General features: G+C 41.3%; 14 protein-coding genes. 10 read left to right on the top strand and 4 right to left on the bottom strand.

Going from position 1 to position 13,792, the window contains the following annotated elements; all coding sequences use genetic code 11:
• On the bottom strand, positions 1-1,179 hold a 1,179-nt coding region (locus F3059_RS06170), incomplete at its 3' end, for a hypothetical protein (RefSeq protein WP_151167267.1).
• A 172-nt stretch (positions 1,180-1,351) separates the two neighbouring features.
• Here F3059_RS06170 and rfbF point away from each other — a divergent pair.
• From rfbF to F3059_RS13825, 7 genes are all read left to right on the top strand, one after another.
• Positions 1,352-2,128 carry a glucose-1-phosphate cytidylyltransferase gene (gene rfbF / locus F3059_RS06165; RefSeq protein ID WP_151167265.1) on the top strand — a complete coding sequence of 259 codons (777 nt, stop codon included), beginning with the start codon at positions 1,352-1,354 and terminating at the stop codon, positions 2,126-2,128.
• Positions 2,110-3,201 (top strand): CDP-glucose 4,6-dehydratase, encoded by a 1,092-nt coding sequence (gene rfbG, locus F3059_RS06160; protein ID WP_151167263.1) that lies wholly within the window; start codon positions 2,110-2,112, stop codon positions 3,199-3,201. The genes rfbF and rfbG overlap by 19 nt, the downstream gene beginning before the upstream one ends.
• On the top strand, positions 3,198-3,737 hold the full coding sequence (locus tag F3059_RS06155; protein WP_151167261.1) for a dTDP-4-dehydrorhamnose 3,5-epimerase family protein: 540 nt from the start codon (positions 3,198-3,200) through the stop codon (positions 3,735-3,737). Before rfbG ends, F3059_RS06155 begins: the two co-directional genes overlap by 4 nt.
• Positions 3,738-3,740: 3 nt before the next feature.
• The gene (locus F3059_RS06150) at positions 3,741-4,625 is read left to right on the top strand and encodes an SDR family oxidoreductase (protein ID WP_151167259.1); all 885 of its coding nucleotides are present in this window, start codon (positions 3,741-3,743) and stop codon (positions 4,623-4,625) included.
• Between the two features lie 27 nt (positions 4,626-4,652).
• Positions 4,653-5,957 carry a lipopolysaccharide biosynthesis protein RfbH gene (gene rfbH, locus F3059_RS06145; RefSeq protein ID WP_151167257.1) on the top strand — a complete coding sequence of 435 codons (1,305 nt, stop codon included), beginning with the start codon at positions 4,653-4,655 and terminating at the stop codon, positions 5,955-5,957.
• A 131-nt stretch (positions 5,958-6,088) separates the two neighbouring features.
• Entirely contained in the window at positions 6,089-7,267 is a 1,179-nt protein-coding gene (locus F3059_RS06140) for an LVIVD repeat-containing protein (RefSeq protein ID WP_151167255.1), read from the top strand.
• A gap of 135 nt (positions 7,268-7,402) precedes the next feature.
• Complete coding sequence (locus F3059_RS13825; RefSeq protein ID WP_151167253.1) at positions 7,403-7,690, top strand: 30S ribosomal protein THX; 288 nt, start codon at positions 7,403-7,405, stop codon at positions 7,688-7,690.
• An 87-nt stretch (positions 7,691-7,777) separates the two neighbouring features.
• Here F3059_RS13825 and pdxH read toward each other — a convergent pair whose 3' ends face one another.
• Both pdxH and F3059_RS06125 read right to left on the bottom strand, forming a co-directional pair.
• Positions 7,778-8,431 carry a pyridoxamine 5'-phosphate oxidase gene (gene pdxH, locus F3059_RS06130; protein ID WP_151167251.1) on the bottom strand — a complete coding sequence of 218 codons (654 nt, stop codon included), beginning with the start codon at positions 8,429-8,431 and terminating at the stop codon, positions 7,778-7,780.
• A gap of 100 nt (positions 8,432-8,531) precedes the next feature.
• Positions 8,532-9,365 carry a phosphatase PAP2 family protein gene (locus F3059_RS06125; protein ID WP_151167249.1) on the bottom strand — a complete coding sequence of 278 codons (834 nt, stop codon included), beginning with the start codon at positions 9,363-9,365 and terminating at the stop codon, positions 8,532-8,534.
• A gap of 1 nt (position 9,366) precedes the next feature.
• Between F3059_RS06125 and F3059_RS06120 the strand changes: the two genes are divergently transcribed.
• Genes F3059_RS06120 through F3059_RS06110 form a run of 3 tightly spaced genes read left to right on the top strand, consistent with a single transcriptional unit; the run spans position 9,367 to position 10,192 of the window.
• On the top strand, positions 9,367-9,684 hold the full coding sequence (locus F3059_RS06120; RefSeq protein ID WP_151167247.1) for a thioredoxin family protein: 318 nt from the start codon (positions 9,367-9,369) through the stop codon (positions 9,682-9,684).
• Positions 9,684-9,926 (top strand): DUF6952 family protein, encoded by a 243-nt coding sequence (locus F3059_RS06115; protein ID WP_151167246.1) that lies wholly within the window; start codon positions 9,684-9,686, stop codon positions 9,924-9,926. Before F3059_RS06120 ends, F3059_RS06115 begins: the two co-directional genes overlap by 1 nt.
• A gap of 11 nt (positions 9,927-9,937) precedes the next feature.
• Entirely contained in the window at positions 9,938-10,192 is a 255-nt protein-coding gene (locus tag F3059_RS06110; RefSeq protein WP_151167245.1) for a DUF6952 family protein, read from the top strand.
• A gap of 92 nt (positions 10,193-10,284) precedes the next feature.
• Here the strand turns inward: F3059_RS06110 and F3059_RS06105 are convergent, their stop codons facing one another.
• Positions 10,285-13,536, bottom strand: a complete 3,252-nt coding sequence (locus tag F3059_RS06105; protein ID WP_170265071.1) for a T9SS type B sorting domain-containing protein — start codon at positions 13,534-13,536, stop codon at positions 10,285-10,287.
• Positions 13,537-13,792 lie beyond the last annotated feature (256 nt).

Here is a 13,792-nt window from a genome sequence, read left to right as displayed (position 1 = left end):
AGTAGGATTTGGATAGATTTTGAGTTCTGTTTGCTTTTCTTCAATTTTATCATCAGAAAGGACAGTATTGAAGTTGAGCTCTTCGAATTTTAGTTCGTAATAATCCTTCACTACTTTCATAAATACTTGTTCTCCATTACAAGATAGTATAGGATAATCGTACTGACCATTTTCAAAAACTGTATCCCATACAATATTCCCATTTTCAGGATTCATTTGGCCTATCCATGGATCTTCATTTGGCCATAGTGTATCAGTAATGCTATAATTACCTTGAAGAATAATTCCATATTTATCTGAAAAAACACCATTATTAATTTTGAGAGAGAAATTGTCATTAGGGTATTTATTTGTGGGAACTAAAGAATAGGAATTTTGGAGGCTTACATCAAAGTTCACTTTATTTAACTGGGAAAAATCCTTCGGAGTACCGTATTGAGTGTCAATACTAAAAATTCCATCATGTGTTGTAGCAATAATAGAGCCTGCTGGAAATCCACTGGGCTTGTAATTATAAGATCCATCAACATCAAAAACAAGCATTCCTTCATTTCCTCCTGCCATATCTAAACTCGCAGGAAAATACCACTTCTCATTATAAAATGCTCTACCTGAATTGAAGAATGACAACGGCATATCAATCATATTAAAAGATTTCACCTCTCCTGTTTGAGCATCTAAATGTGTGACGCCATATCTTGATGTATCAGTAACAGATTCCCTAAATAAATCAAAAACAAAGACATCATTGCCATATTGTACAAGTTTTGACTCACCATAAAATGTAAGATTTTGACCCCTCTTCTTCAAACTATCATTTTCCCATACTATATCCCCTGAACTACTCATTTTCATTAGGACTCCTACGCTATCAAACATGAGATTGAAACCGTAATAAAGATAATAATAACCGTCATGACCTATTGTATACTGATCATATGATATGTGATCATAGGGAAATGGAATTACAGCAAGATCCTTTTCATTCAAATTGCTATCGTATTTGACAATTCTACTCGATCTAAAGGAAACATGATCACCATTTGGTAGTGCTTCTACAGTTGGAAAAATATTGTCATCTAATAGCTCTATTGACCGCAATTGAGCTGAAAGCGACCCACAAACAAAAACTATCAAAATGAATGTGGTTATCCTTGAAAAGAAAGAATACAAGTTCATAGGTTGTGAATTTTGCATAAATGTATCGAAAAGCTGAAGACATAGCAACTATTTAACCTATGCCTTGCTTTTTAACCTTTTTTCTGAAAATAATTTCCTTCAATGATTCTGTTAGCTTTCACCTCTTGCCGCAATCCTTATATTTGCCTCAAACCAATGATCAAACAACCATATGAAAGTTGTCATTTTCGCGGGTGGTAAAGGAACCCGCATCTCTGAAGAATCGCACCTCAGGCCCAAACCTATGATTGAAGTGGGTGGCAAACCCATCATCTGGCATATCATGAAAATGTATGCTTCTTACGGACACAAAGAATTTATCATTTGCCTCGGTTACAAAGGCTACATGATCAAAGAATATTTCCTCAACTACTACTACCACAATGCTGATGTTACTGTAGACCTCAGCAATAACGATGTAGAAGTTCACAAAAACAAAGCTGAGGACTTTAAGGTTACACTTGTCGATACAGGATTGGAAACAATGACAGCCGGCCGACTCAAACGCGTGAAACAATACATTGGAGATGAAGATTTCATGCTCACTTACGGTGACGGAGTGGCTGACATCGACATGAATCACCAGGTAGAATTTCACAAAAAGCACGGTAAAATGTGCACGATGTCTATCGTGCAGCCGGGCAGCAGATTCGGGATGTTGGATATCGATGAAAACAACGTTGTCAACAGTTTTATCGAAAAGCCTAAAGAAGACGGAGCATGGATTAATGGCGGATTTTTCATCCTCAAACCATCCGTTTTCAATCATCTACACGATGATGCAGATGACATCATGTGGGAGCGCCAGCCACTTGAGGATATCACGAAAGAAAAAGAACTCGTAGCCTACAAGCACGATGGTTTTTGGAAGTGCATGGACACACTCCGCGACAACAAAGAACTCAACAAAATGTGGGAAACCAACCCAAAATGGAAAAGCTGGGACTAAAAGAAAAACTCAAACAAACCTATAACGGCAAAAAGGTTTTCGTTACCGGTCACACCGGGTTCAAAGGAACATGGCTACTCCTTATACTCAAAGAGCTGGGCGCAACCGTAAAGGGCTACTCACTCGAACCTGAAGATTCTAAAGATTTCTTTGAAGGAGTTAACGGTCAGAGCCAGTGCCAGCACGTCATAGGTGATATTCGTGACCGCGAGCGATTGAAAAAAGAAGTCCTCGATTTTCAGCCAGATTTCATTTTCCACATGGCTGCTCAGGCACTCGTCCTGGAATCATATCAAAACCCGGCAGAAACGTACGATACAAATCTGATGGGAACAGTGAACCTTTTAGATGCTCTCCGTTTCATGGAGAAGCCCTGCAAGGCAATCATGATCACTACCGATAAAGTCTACGAAAACCTCGAACGACCAGAGCCTTATGATGAAACAGAAAGACTTGGTGGTTACGATCCCTACTCCAACTCAAAAGCTTGTTGCGAACTGGCCATCAGCTCGTATAGAAATTCCTTTTTCAATATTTCAGATTATCCCAAACATTACAAATCCATTGCTGCTGTCCGCAGCGGAAATGTAATTGGCGGAGGAGATTTTAGCGAAAACCGCATTATCCCTGATCTTGTAAAATCGATGCGAAAAGGCGAACCTCTTATCGTGCGCAATCCATCAGCGGTAAGACCCTGGCAACACGTCCTCGATCCGTTGAGCGGCTATTTACAATTGGGGATGAAAATGAACGAAGATCCGGTAGAATTTGCTGATGCCTTCAACTTTGGACCTGAAACCAATGATGTACTAACTGTTGAAGAACTCGTAAAAACAGCACTCGATTCGTGGGGTGAAGGATCGTATGAAGTAGCTAAAAACATCGATCAGCCACACGAAGCAAACTTGCTCAAACTCGATATTGCAAAAGCAAAAGCAAAACTGGGCTGGAAACCATTTTTCAGCGCTGAAAACGCTATTCAAACAACCATTGAGTGGTACCGAAAAAGTGAAAATACCGACATGACCGATCTTACTATTGCACAAATCAACCTCTTTTTTGACGCGCAATGAAAAACAAGATAGCGACAGAAATAGCGGGTGTTTTCAAAATAGAACTGTTTCACGTAGGAGATGATCGCGGATCATTTACCAAGGTATTCCACGGTCCGTCAATGAAAGATTGGGAACTGCCTTTTGAATTGGCTGAGAGCTACTTCTCCGTCAGTCAAAAAGGCGTTGTACGCGGAATGCATTTTCAAATTCCGCCCGAGGATCACGAAAAAATCGTCTATTGCAACACGGGCAAACTCAACGATGTACTCCTCGACATTCGGGAAGACTCCCCCACTTTTGGTAAGTCGATAAGCCTGCCGCTCGGTGGATCTGACCGATACGCTGTTTACGTTCCAAAGGGAATAGCTCACGGATTTGAAGTGCTGGAAGACAATACAATGATGACGTATTTAGTTTCTTCTGCTCACGCTCCGGAGTGCGACAAAGGTATTTTGTGGAACAGCTTTAACCACGATTGGGAAACCCAAAATCCCACGCTATCACAGCGCGATCAAGAATTTCCTTCATTTGAAAACTTTAAAACACCATTTTAAACTATGCGAATCCTCATCCTGGGAGCTAGCGGATTAGTTGGCGGCAACTGCCTCAAATATTTTAAAACGAAAGAAGAACTCGAAGTTGTAGGAACCTATTTCTCTTATAAAACTGAGGATACGGTCAAGTTTAATACGCTCGATCTAAATGATCCCGAAAACTATGATGTCGACAGCTTCAAACCAGATGTGGTAGTTCACTGCGGTGCACTTACCTGGGTAGATTACTGCGAGGATAACAAGGAAGAGAGTTGGCAAAAAACGGTCAAGTCTACTCAGAATGCCCTCAAAATTGCCGATAAACACGATGCTCGATTCGTTTACATTTCATCAGATTACGTGTTTGACGGAACTGAAGGACCATACACTGAAGATAATGAAGAAAATCCTGTTAGTGTTTACGGCAAGCACAAACTCGAGGCTGAAGAGAACGTATTACAGAGTGGTTTGGATTTTTTGACTCTGCGTATCACCAACGTTTTTGGTGATGAAGCGCGCGGAAAAAACTTCATTGCCCGCATGATTAACAATGTACAAAAGGGGGAAGAAATGACACTCAACCTTCCCTTTGACCAATATGCCACTCCTATCAACGCAGCAGATATTGCCAGAGCGATGTACCTGCTACTACGCGATGATAAAATGGGAATTTACAATATAGCCAGTACTGATTACATGAATCGTGTGCAACTGGCTACACACATACTAAAATACTTCCCTAACCACAAAGTGAAAATTGAACCAAAGAGTACGAGAGAGATCAATCCTCCTGCTCCCCGTCCTTTGATGGGCGGATTGATAGCTGCAAAATTCCTATCAGAATACCCCAATTTCCATTTTACAAATGTTGATGATTACGTGAGAAAGAAAGTGGGCGATTTTGAATAAATTCGCACCGCATAAAGAAGATATAGAATGTTCAAGAATATAGATGATAACCTCAAGTCGGCTCTGACCGAAAAACTGACCCAAAAAACCTTTAAACGCCCTGTTCCGGGAGAAGATTACATCCCGGTAACCGGCAAGGTTGTGGATGAAGAAGATTTGCTTTTCGGGATTGATGCCGTTATGGATGGCTGGCTAACTACCGGGCGTTTTGGACCAGAGTTCGAAAAAGAATTTGCCGCTTATTTTGGTTCGCCATTTTCGTTGCTCGTGAACTCGGGTTCATCGGCTAACCTCGTAGCTTTTTCAGCGCTCACCTCACCAAAATTAAAAGAGCGTCAAATAAAGCCGGGGGATGAAATCATCACTGTGGCTGCAGGCTTCCCCACTACTGTGAATCCACTCATTCAGCAGGGCTGCAAACCCGTTTTTCTCGATGTTGATATTCCAACTTACAACATTGACGTCTCAAAGCTCGAGGATGCTGTAACAGATAAAACAAAAGCGATTATGATCGCCCACACACTTGGTAATCCATTTAACCTCAGCGTAGTGATGGAAGTGGCCAAAAAATACAACTTGTGGGTAATTGAAGATGATTGCGATTCGCTTGGCGCTACTTATAACGGTCAGAAGACCGGAACCTTTGGCGATGCCGCAACTGTTAGTTTTTACCCGGCTCACCATATTACAATGGGAGAAGGCGGAGCTGTATTGATCAACAATCCGTGGCTGAAGAAAATTGCCGAGTCGTTTCGTGACTGGGGGCGTGACTGCTATTGCGAACCCGGAAAAGACAATACTTGCGGAAGACGATTCAAGTGGCAACTGGGTGACTTGCCAAAAGGCTATGATCACAAATACACATACTCTCATGTAGGCTTCAACCTAAAAGTGACTGATATGCAAGCTGCAATTGGTTTGAGTCAGTTGCGTAAAGCTGATCAGTTTGTGGAAAAGCGCAGAGAAAATCACAAGTTGCTCTATTCCAAGATGAAACAATTTGAGGAGTATTTCATTCTGCCCGAAGCAACCGAAAACTCAAATCCATCATGGTTTGGTTTCATGTTGACTGTACGACCCGAAACGGGAATCGATCGCCACAAACTCATCAAGTTTTTGGAAAAGAACAAAATTGCAACGCGTCTGCTCTTTGCCGGGAACTTGACAAAACAGCCGGCTTACGTAGATCTCGATTATCGGGTTGTTGGGGAATTGACCAATACAGATACAATCATGAACAACAGTTTTTGGTTGGGTGTTTGGCCAGGATTGGACGAAGGTCATTACGATTATATTGTAGATGTACTCACTAAGTTTTTCTCAGAACAATAATGATTTCCAATTTTGGGAATATTTTTAAGTATGAATTTCTCTATTTAGAGAGAATTTAGTAGATTTAGAAACAAAATGGCCTTTGGTAAAGTATTTGTTACCATAAAGGTGAATTGAAAAAATATCAAGTGATGAATAAATTAGTATTAGGAGCAATAGCAATCGGACTATTTACTGTTTCCTGCCAAAAGGATGAAAACACTGATCCTGATTCGATTGAAACAAGCCGTGTACAGGTTAAAAATAACAATTTTGATGATCGTATTACTTATCATGACGAGCCTGTTGAATCTACAGGAAAAACGAGTAATGGGAATGCATCCTTTAATTATGTTGCTAATGTAACTTCTCCTGTTGTTAACGGTGCAGTTCTTTCAGCATCGGGAATTGCCTTTCAGGGAAATAAGGCTTATATCAGTTACCACTGGAATGGTGCTCCAAGCGATTATGCCGGAGCTATTGAAGTGGTTGATATTTCACAACCAACTCAACCCCAAATTATCAGTGCAGTCTATTTCACCGATACAGATTTAAATGAAATATATGTTCAGGGAAATGAAGTTTATACTGTAGGTTCAAGAAGTCTTAGTAATTCTGGCTATGATCCAAATATCACAAGTGGAGCAGTTGTTGACGTTATCCGCCTACAGGGTGGTCAGTTGACAAATCAAGTTGATGAAGCTCCTCTCCCTTCTTATTCTGGAAATTCTGTATTTAGAAAAGGAAATGATCTTTACGTAACGAGTGGTAACACTGGTGGCGGAGCTTTTGAGGTGAGCCTTAAGAATAATCAATATCTCAATATTACAGAATCTGATTATTACGGATATTCTAAATTTGGTGTAGATGAAGGATCTATGTATGTATTCTTACAGGGTGGTCCAAATGCCAAATTACACGTTCACAACAGCAACAAATTCAAACCGAATAACAAGACTGTTATCAACCTTGCAAACCCAACAGCTCCTGCTGACGGAAAAGCTGTGTTAGATGTTGATTTCAGTAATCAGGTTGCTTATGTGAGTTCAGGCAGCTATGGTCTTCACGCTTATGATTTGAGTTCAAACAGTGGAAATGCAACGCAATCATTCAATCCAAACGGACCAGGCTTTGTAAATGGAGTAGCTAACGACAACTTTTATGTGTACGCTGCTAAAGGTAGTGATGGTCTTTACATTTTAGATAAAAACACATTCAATGTTGAGGCTCAATTTACTTATTCAGGCTCTGCTAACTACGTTGGAACAAATGGCCAAAACGTATTTATTGCCAACGGCACAAGCGGACTAAAAATCTTGTCTAAAAATTAATCAATTGATATTTTTTCTTTGCTCAAATGAAGCTCTGATCATTATGGTCAGAGCTTTTTTTATGGATTTCCCTTGCCCTATTTAACAAAATATTTACTTTTATGACTCAATAAAACATAAAACTGAATTTTCTATATGGGAAAAGGAGATCGAAAAACTGCTAAAGGCAAAAGATGGAGAGGCTCATACGGAAAGGCCAGACCAAAAAAAGGCTCTAGAAAAATGCCAGTTGCAGCTAGCGTTGCCGAAAAAGAAGGAGAAGAAAATGTTGCTAAACGAGACAGTAAAAAAACTTCTTCTACCAAAAAAGCAACCACTGCCAAAAAGAGTTCGTCTAAAACGAGCACTAAGAAAACAACTGCTAAAAAATCAACTACAAAGAAAGCTTCTACTACTAAAAAGAAAGAAGCTGATAAAGAATAATCAACGCTTTATCCTAGCCCTAATTCCTAATCAAAAGAAAAGGCTGTTTTTCTCGGAAAAACAGCCTTTTTTTATGCTTCGCAACTATCAGGGAGATAATCGTTTTTTGGACCAGCTTTTATCGATCAACTCATATGCTATGCGGTCGTGTAATCTACTGGGCCTTCCCTGCCAAAATTCAAAGTAATCAGGCTTGAAAATGTAGCCTCCCCAGTTTTTTGGACGGGGAACTTCTTTTCCTTCAAATTCCTTTTCGTATTGCTTTACCTTTTCTTCGAGTTCAGTTCTGTCAGCCAACTGCGCGCTCTGATCACTTGCCCATGCTCCAATCTGGCTTTCACGTGGACGAGAAGCAAAGTACTCATCGCTCTCTTTTTCTGAAAGCTTCTCCACTACTCCATTAATTCTGATCTGTCGCTCGAGTTCTGACCAAAAAATATTGATCGAAGCATGCGGATTTTCCCTTAACTCAATTCCTTTTTGACTGTTGTAATTCGTGTAAAAGACGAGACCATCCTTTTTCAATCCACGAGTATAAACCACTCGCGAGCTCGGCACACCGTCCCTATTCACCGTAGAAAGCGTCATCGCCTTTGGATCAGGAACCTGTGAGCCAACAGCCTCTTCAAACCACTTGGCATATTGTTCAATGGGATTGTCTTTTACAGATGCCTCATCCAACTTTTGCTTGCTAAAATCGTGCCTCACCTCATTCAAATAATTGGAAACTTCCTCTATCATAATTGAATTGATTCTCTTTTGATACAAATTTACGAAGATCGCCAGTAATCAATCTTAAGAACAGTAAATCAAGTTGAAAAGTTTACGGTCAGAATCGGTATCAGAACCGGTAACTGAACCCAACCCCATTTTGCTCACCAAAACAAGGAAAAAGCTTAATTCGCTTGTTTTCAAACGCGTTGACCGTCATCCGGCCACTCAGGTATCCGATGGCTGCTCCCCAAACCACATCAGAAAACCAGTGCTCATCAATCATGATCCTGGACACTCCAACCATTGAAGCTGCCGAGTAACTCACAATCGAAACCCACGGTTTGTCAAAGTGCATGCTGGCAACAGTCGCTAGCGCAAAGACTCCGGAAGTGTGACCTGAAACAAATGATGTGTGCTCAAAGAAATTTGGGCCTTCAAGTCCTATTCCATCCTGTGGCCTTCTCCTACCTACTAACAATTTGATAGAATACGTATGAAAAGCGTTGAGACCAATTGCTGCCATTCCGCGCATTCCCAACTGTGTAATTTCACTGTTTTTGGTCAGAGCCCCTGCCGTAGCCGTGAGTGTGGGAATACCAACCTGAGCTATGGGACCTCCGGCTAGCGTCACGTTATTCCACACCTCATTATTTGGTGATGTATTGCGAAACTGTTTATCAACCGTAAAACTCAATCCGCCAAGTGTCAAAAATCCGGCAACCGGTAAAATACTTTCATTTTTGATAATAGGCTTTTTACCCCACATTTTCCTGTGCGACTCAATTGGTGTGGTTATGAGCCACTGGCAATCGGATTGTTGAGACCGGTTCTGACTATTAGCATTATTTAAGGATATTAAAATTAAAATAAATAAAGCTAATACTTCGATAAGTCTTTTTATACCTATCTGTTCTTTACGGGCAGATACAGTGCTTATTTTTGTCTTAGAAAAATTAATCATTATGGCAGTAAAAGTAACAACAGACAACGAGTTTAAAGATATTCTATCAAGCAATAAGAAAGTAGCGGTTAAATTTTACGCAGACTGGTGCGGACAATGCAAGCTCATGGCACCAAAATACCGTAAAATGAGCGATCTTGAAGAATTTGAAGATGTAGTATTCCTCGACATCAATGCTGAGGAAAATCAGGAAGCACGCAAAATGGCAGGTGTGAACAACCTCCCATTCTTTGCAGTTTTCAAAGATGGTGAACTACTTGAAGGGAGGCCAACAAGTAAAAAAGAGAAAGTTCAGGAAATGATTCAATCTCTCGGTTAATGCAGGTTAAAGTAATCAAACAACTCGCTAAAGAGTACGATATTCCTCAGCTCAAAAAAGCTGAAGAAGCATTACTCGAAGAACAGACTCCCGAGATTGAAATCGAAGGAGAAGATGAAGGTGAACAGCTCACCCATGTGATGGCTGCCGCCTGGGTAATCGACTTCATGGCGAGAGAGGGAGTATCAATGGGAAAAGCTATTCGAGAATACACGAACAAAGTGCGCAAATCAATCGACTAAAACGAATTACAATGCGATTACCAATTATAAAACAACTCGTGAAAGATGGCGCTTTTGATGAGGACTACATGGAAGAAGCTGTTGAAGTTCTGTTATCGGTAGCTGAAGCTCCCGGAATTAAAGATGAGGAAAGTGAGGTCATCGGTGAACTCGTTTCCAACATTGAAGGAGCTAAAGTAGTGTTGACTGATATGCGCGAAAACGGAACTTCTCAAAAAGAAGCCCTCAACAGTTTTATGCAACGCGTTATGGGCGCTGTTGAGTAACGCAATATACACTTCATTCAAGTATGTATGACCTTAATTTGAATGACCTAAGCCGATCGAAATGATCGGCTTTTTTCGTTTTAATCCTTCATTTAATAAATCACTTCAATTGTCCCAAAACGTTCTTCCAGATCATAGTCTCCTGAGCGGTACTGGAGTTTGTAGTTGTAAGTTCCCTGGTTGACTTTTTCTCCGCTGTTGTTTTGGAGTCCGTTCCAGGAGCGGTTGATGTCGTTGCTCTCGAATACGAGATTACCCCAGCGGTCGAAGATCAAAATATGATAATCGGTGATGCCGATGCCCTGTACTTCAAACTTGTCGTTGAGACCGTCTCCATTGGGTGTAAAGGCATTGGGGATGAAAATGTTGATGGGGCAGTCTGCAATTTCAATTTCATCGCTTCCTTCACAACCTCTGGGACTGGTAACGGTTACGCGGTAAAGACCGGATTCTTTCGCTGTAATCGTGGGCGATTCCTGACCGGTGTTCCAATCGAAGGTGTGGTTGGTGAATGTTGGTTTGATGTTTATCTGTACTTCTTCTCCTTCACAGATTACAGTATCAGCTCCAAGTTGCGGACTGGGATCTTCTTCTGCATAAAGAATGATGGTATCGGTTCTTTGCCCGCATTCGTTGGTGGCTGTCAATGGGTATTTTCCGGGTGCAAAAAGTGTCCTCTCTTTGCCGCTTTTTCCATCGAACCATTGGATGTTATCTGAAGAACTTATTTTGATGTCAATTGGCTCGTCTTTGCACAAGGTATCTGTTTGTGGAAGTTCCAGTGTTGGAACTTGTTTTTCGAGGAGATTCACTGTGTCTGTCTTTGTGCCACAAGCATTGGTAGCTGTAATGAAGTAAGTATTACCGGGATAACCTGTAATGCTGCTATCGGTGCTGCCGGTGTTCCACTCAAAACTGGCGTGATGATGCGAAACGGATAGTTGCAGGCTCTCTCCTTCACAGAGTGTGGTGTCGGGTCTGAGTGAGATATCGAGTGGTAGGTCGTAGAATATTTTAACTGTGTCGTCATCGTAACCGCACAGGTTGGTGACTTCTACCCAATATTTTCCTGAGGTGTCAGCTAAATGTGTGGGGCCATTCGAGCCGTCTTGCCAGTGGTAGCTGGCTCTGCTCCAACTGGCATCGAGTAATTGCAGGTTGGTATAGCAATAGGTGCTGTCGGGGCCTAAGTTGGTGATGGGTGATTCATCGTAGATCACGGCTATGGTATCGAAGTAATTACCGCAAGTGTTTTGTACTTCTACGGAGTATGTGTCTTGCTCAGTGACGGTAATGGAAGATGTGGTCTGACCATTGCTCCAGTAATAGTTTTGGGCATCGCTTGGGGCGTTTAGCTCTAGCGTATCATCTTTACAGAGAATGGTGTCTTCGCCTAAACTAAATGTCGTTAAAACTGTATCGATATTAAAATTGAGGCTGTCACTGTCAGACCCACAAATATTAGTCACGGTAACGGCATAGAGGCCTTCGGTTGTGGTGGTGTCAAATGGTGAAGTGTGACCATCGTGCCACTGGTACGAGCTTAAGGTATCTGTCGCATCGAGGTAGAGCACTTGCCCATTGCAGAGTGAAGTATCATTTCCTAAATCGACTTGTGGCTCTTCTACTCCATCCACAAAAATGGTGTCGTTGTTGCTCCCGCAAGAGTTGGTGAAAGTGACGGTGTAAGTATCCGGTTGGGTTGCATAAATAGAGGCAGTGGTGTCGCCTGTACTCCACTGGTAGCTTCCCGGGCCAACTGTTGCATCGAGCAAAAAGCTATCGCCCTGGCAAAGGAGTGTATCAGCCGGTAAGTGAACTTCAAAAGGTGTTATGGAGTCGATCACTACGGTGTCGAAGTCTGTACCGCAGTTGGGGCTGGATACTTCGATGGTATAAGTATCAGCAGGCGGATTGTAAAGATAGGAAGTGGTATCGCCTGTATTCCACTGGTAAGACAGGCCAGGATAGACTAAAGCGTTTTGGAGAGTGTCGTTTTCACAGAGTGTCCTGTCCGGACCGAGATCCGCCTCGGCCGGTGGCATGATGTGCATGGTGTCGAGCGTGCTGTCAATCGTGCAACCGCTGTAGTACCGCACTTTAACGGGATAATCACCCGGTTGGGAATAAGTGTGTTGAACGGGAAAAGTTGATGAGCTCACGTAAGTAGAGTTGGTATCAAAATACCAGTGGGCGCTGTCAATGTGCAGTGTATCTTCCAAACTAAAGGAAATGGACATGTTGCTGCAGGTATCGCTTAAAGTGATGGCCCTGCTCTGGAGCATGTCGGCTATGAAGTTGGGGAGTAATAAATTGATTGGTGAACTGTAGGATAGCTGGGAAAAATTATAATTAGCCCCGTTTCCGAAAACATTGGGGTTATTAACAACACCGATGGTGTATAAATTAAAATTGTGGTTAGCTGCAAAATTGTTGTGGAGAATTTTACCATTAGGAGCTAGTTCAAGATCACTTGTAGGTGACCCGTTCCACCAATTGATAAAAATTTGCAAAACATTGTATTGCTTATGGAGAACATTCCATGATGATGCAATGGTCGCGTTGTTCTGCGAACTCAAATCATATTGGATTAAAGAATATTGAGTTCCCCCGTACAATACCTGATCATTGGGTGAAAACTCAACTGATTTGGCAGGAGAAAGATACTGGAAAGTGTCGCCAAAAGTATTTGGATCATTGCTAATATACAATGGAGCAAAACTACTGTCGTAATCAAGGATGACATGATTAGAGAGTTGCCCTGTTGCTTTATCAAAGTCAAGAAGTTCAAACCTGGAAGAATTAAGCGTATAATGTCCTCCTCCAAAAGTGTTAAAATCATCAAAAATTTTAGCAACGGCAAATTTCTCTCCGGAATTTGAAAACTCAAAGTCTGCATTTTCATAGTATGATATGGTGTAAAAACCTGATTGATCAATCCAACTTAAACCAATAGAAGTTACAGTTGGAGATGGATTAACACCTGTACTTGTAACCTGCCAGGCGCGATAAATATTTGTATCCTTTACTGAAGACATTAACCAGTAATCATTATTGTTTGCGTGTTTTGTAGCACTTAAAGAATTGACTAAATTACTAGAGTCAACAAGAATATTTTTCTGTCCCGGTACAACTCCACCCTTCCCGTTATTCAAAGACATATCAATTTCAGAATAATACAGGCTAGTGTGATCAGTTAACTGGAATGGAGGGGTGACAACTCCTGTATCGATGACCTCAAAGAGATAATATGAATTTGGAGAACAGGGTTTAGGAATAATTATCGACTCAACTACATCTATATTGCCGTTGTTAGAAAAGGGACGCAGAGTACCGTTTTGCATAATTTGATGAGTGGAATCATACAGGTAGGGTGAATGGTAATAAAACATTAAATCACCGCTTAAATCTGAAATTGCATTTATACGAGATGGATCGTGACTAGAACTATTTGTATTAGTTATCGGGTAAGGTGAAATGGTATTGTTATTAAAGTTAAGCCATTTATAATTACTAGCGCCAGTCCAAGCAATTTCAATAGGCCAATGATTGGCTTGACCACCATTTGTTGCTGATTGGGATTTCACTTCAAGCACCTTT

The sequence above is a fragment of the Salibacter halophilus genome, from assembly GCF_008806325.1.
GTDB lineage: Bacteria > Bacteroidota > Bacteroidia > Flavobacteriales_G > Salibacteraceae > Salibacter > Salibacter halophilus.
This window is presented reverse-complemented; position numbering and strand designations above follow the sequence as displayed.

Coding starts and splice junctions, on each gene's coding strand:
- rfbF (WP_151167265.1), top strand. CDS start 1,352: ATGAAAGTTGTCATTTTCGCGGGTGGTAAAGGAACCCGCATCTCTGAA.
- rfbG (WP_151167263.1), top strand. CDS start 2,110: ATGGAAAAGCTGGGACTAAAAGAAAAACTCAAACAAACCTATAACGGC.
- F3059_RS06155 (WP_151167261.1), top strand. CDS start 3,198: ATGAAAAACAAGATAGCGACAGAAATAGCGGGTGTTTTCAAAATAGAA.
- F3059_RS06150 (WP_151167259.1), top strand. CDS start 3,741: ATGCGAATCCTCATCCTGGGAGCTAGCGGATTAGTTGGCGGCAACTGC.
- rfbH (WP_151167257.1), top strand. CDS start 4,653: ATGTTCAAGAATATAGATGATAACCTCAAGTCGGCTCTGACCGAAAAA.
- F3059_RS06140 (WP_151167255.1), top strand. CDS start 6,089: ATGAATAAATTAGTATTAGGAGCAATAGCAATCGGACTATTTACTGTT.
- F3059_RS13825 (WP_151167253.1), top strand. CDS start 7,403: ATGGGAAAAGGAGATCGAAAAACTGCTAAAGGCAAAAGATGGAGAGGC.
- pdxH (WP_151167251.1), bottom strand. CDS start 8,431: ATGATAGAGGAAGTTTCCAATTATTTGAATGAGGTGAGGCACGATTTT.
- F3059_RS06125 (WP_151167249.1), bottom strand. CDS start 9,365: ATGATTAATTTTTCTAAGACAAAAATAAGCACTGTATCTGCCCGTAAA.
- F3059_RS06120 (WP_151167247.1), top strand. CDS start 9,367: ATGGCAGTAAAAGTAACAACAGACAACGAGTTTAAAGATATTCTATCA.
- F3059_RS06115 (WP_151167246.1), top strand. CDS start 9,684: ATGCAGGTTAAAGTAATCAAACAACTCGCTAAAGAGTACGATATTCCT.
- F3059_RS06110 (WP_151167245.1), top strand. CDS start 9,938: ATGCGATTACCAATTATAAAACAACTCGTGAAAGATGGCGCTTTTGAT.
- F3059_RS06105 (WP_170265071.1), bottom strand. CDS start 13,536: ATGCAAAACGGTACTCTGCGTCCCTTTTCTAACAACGGCAATATAGAT.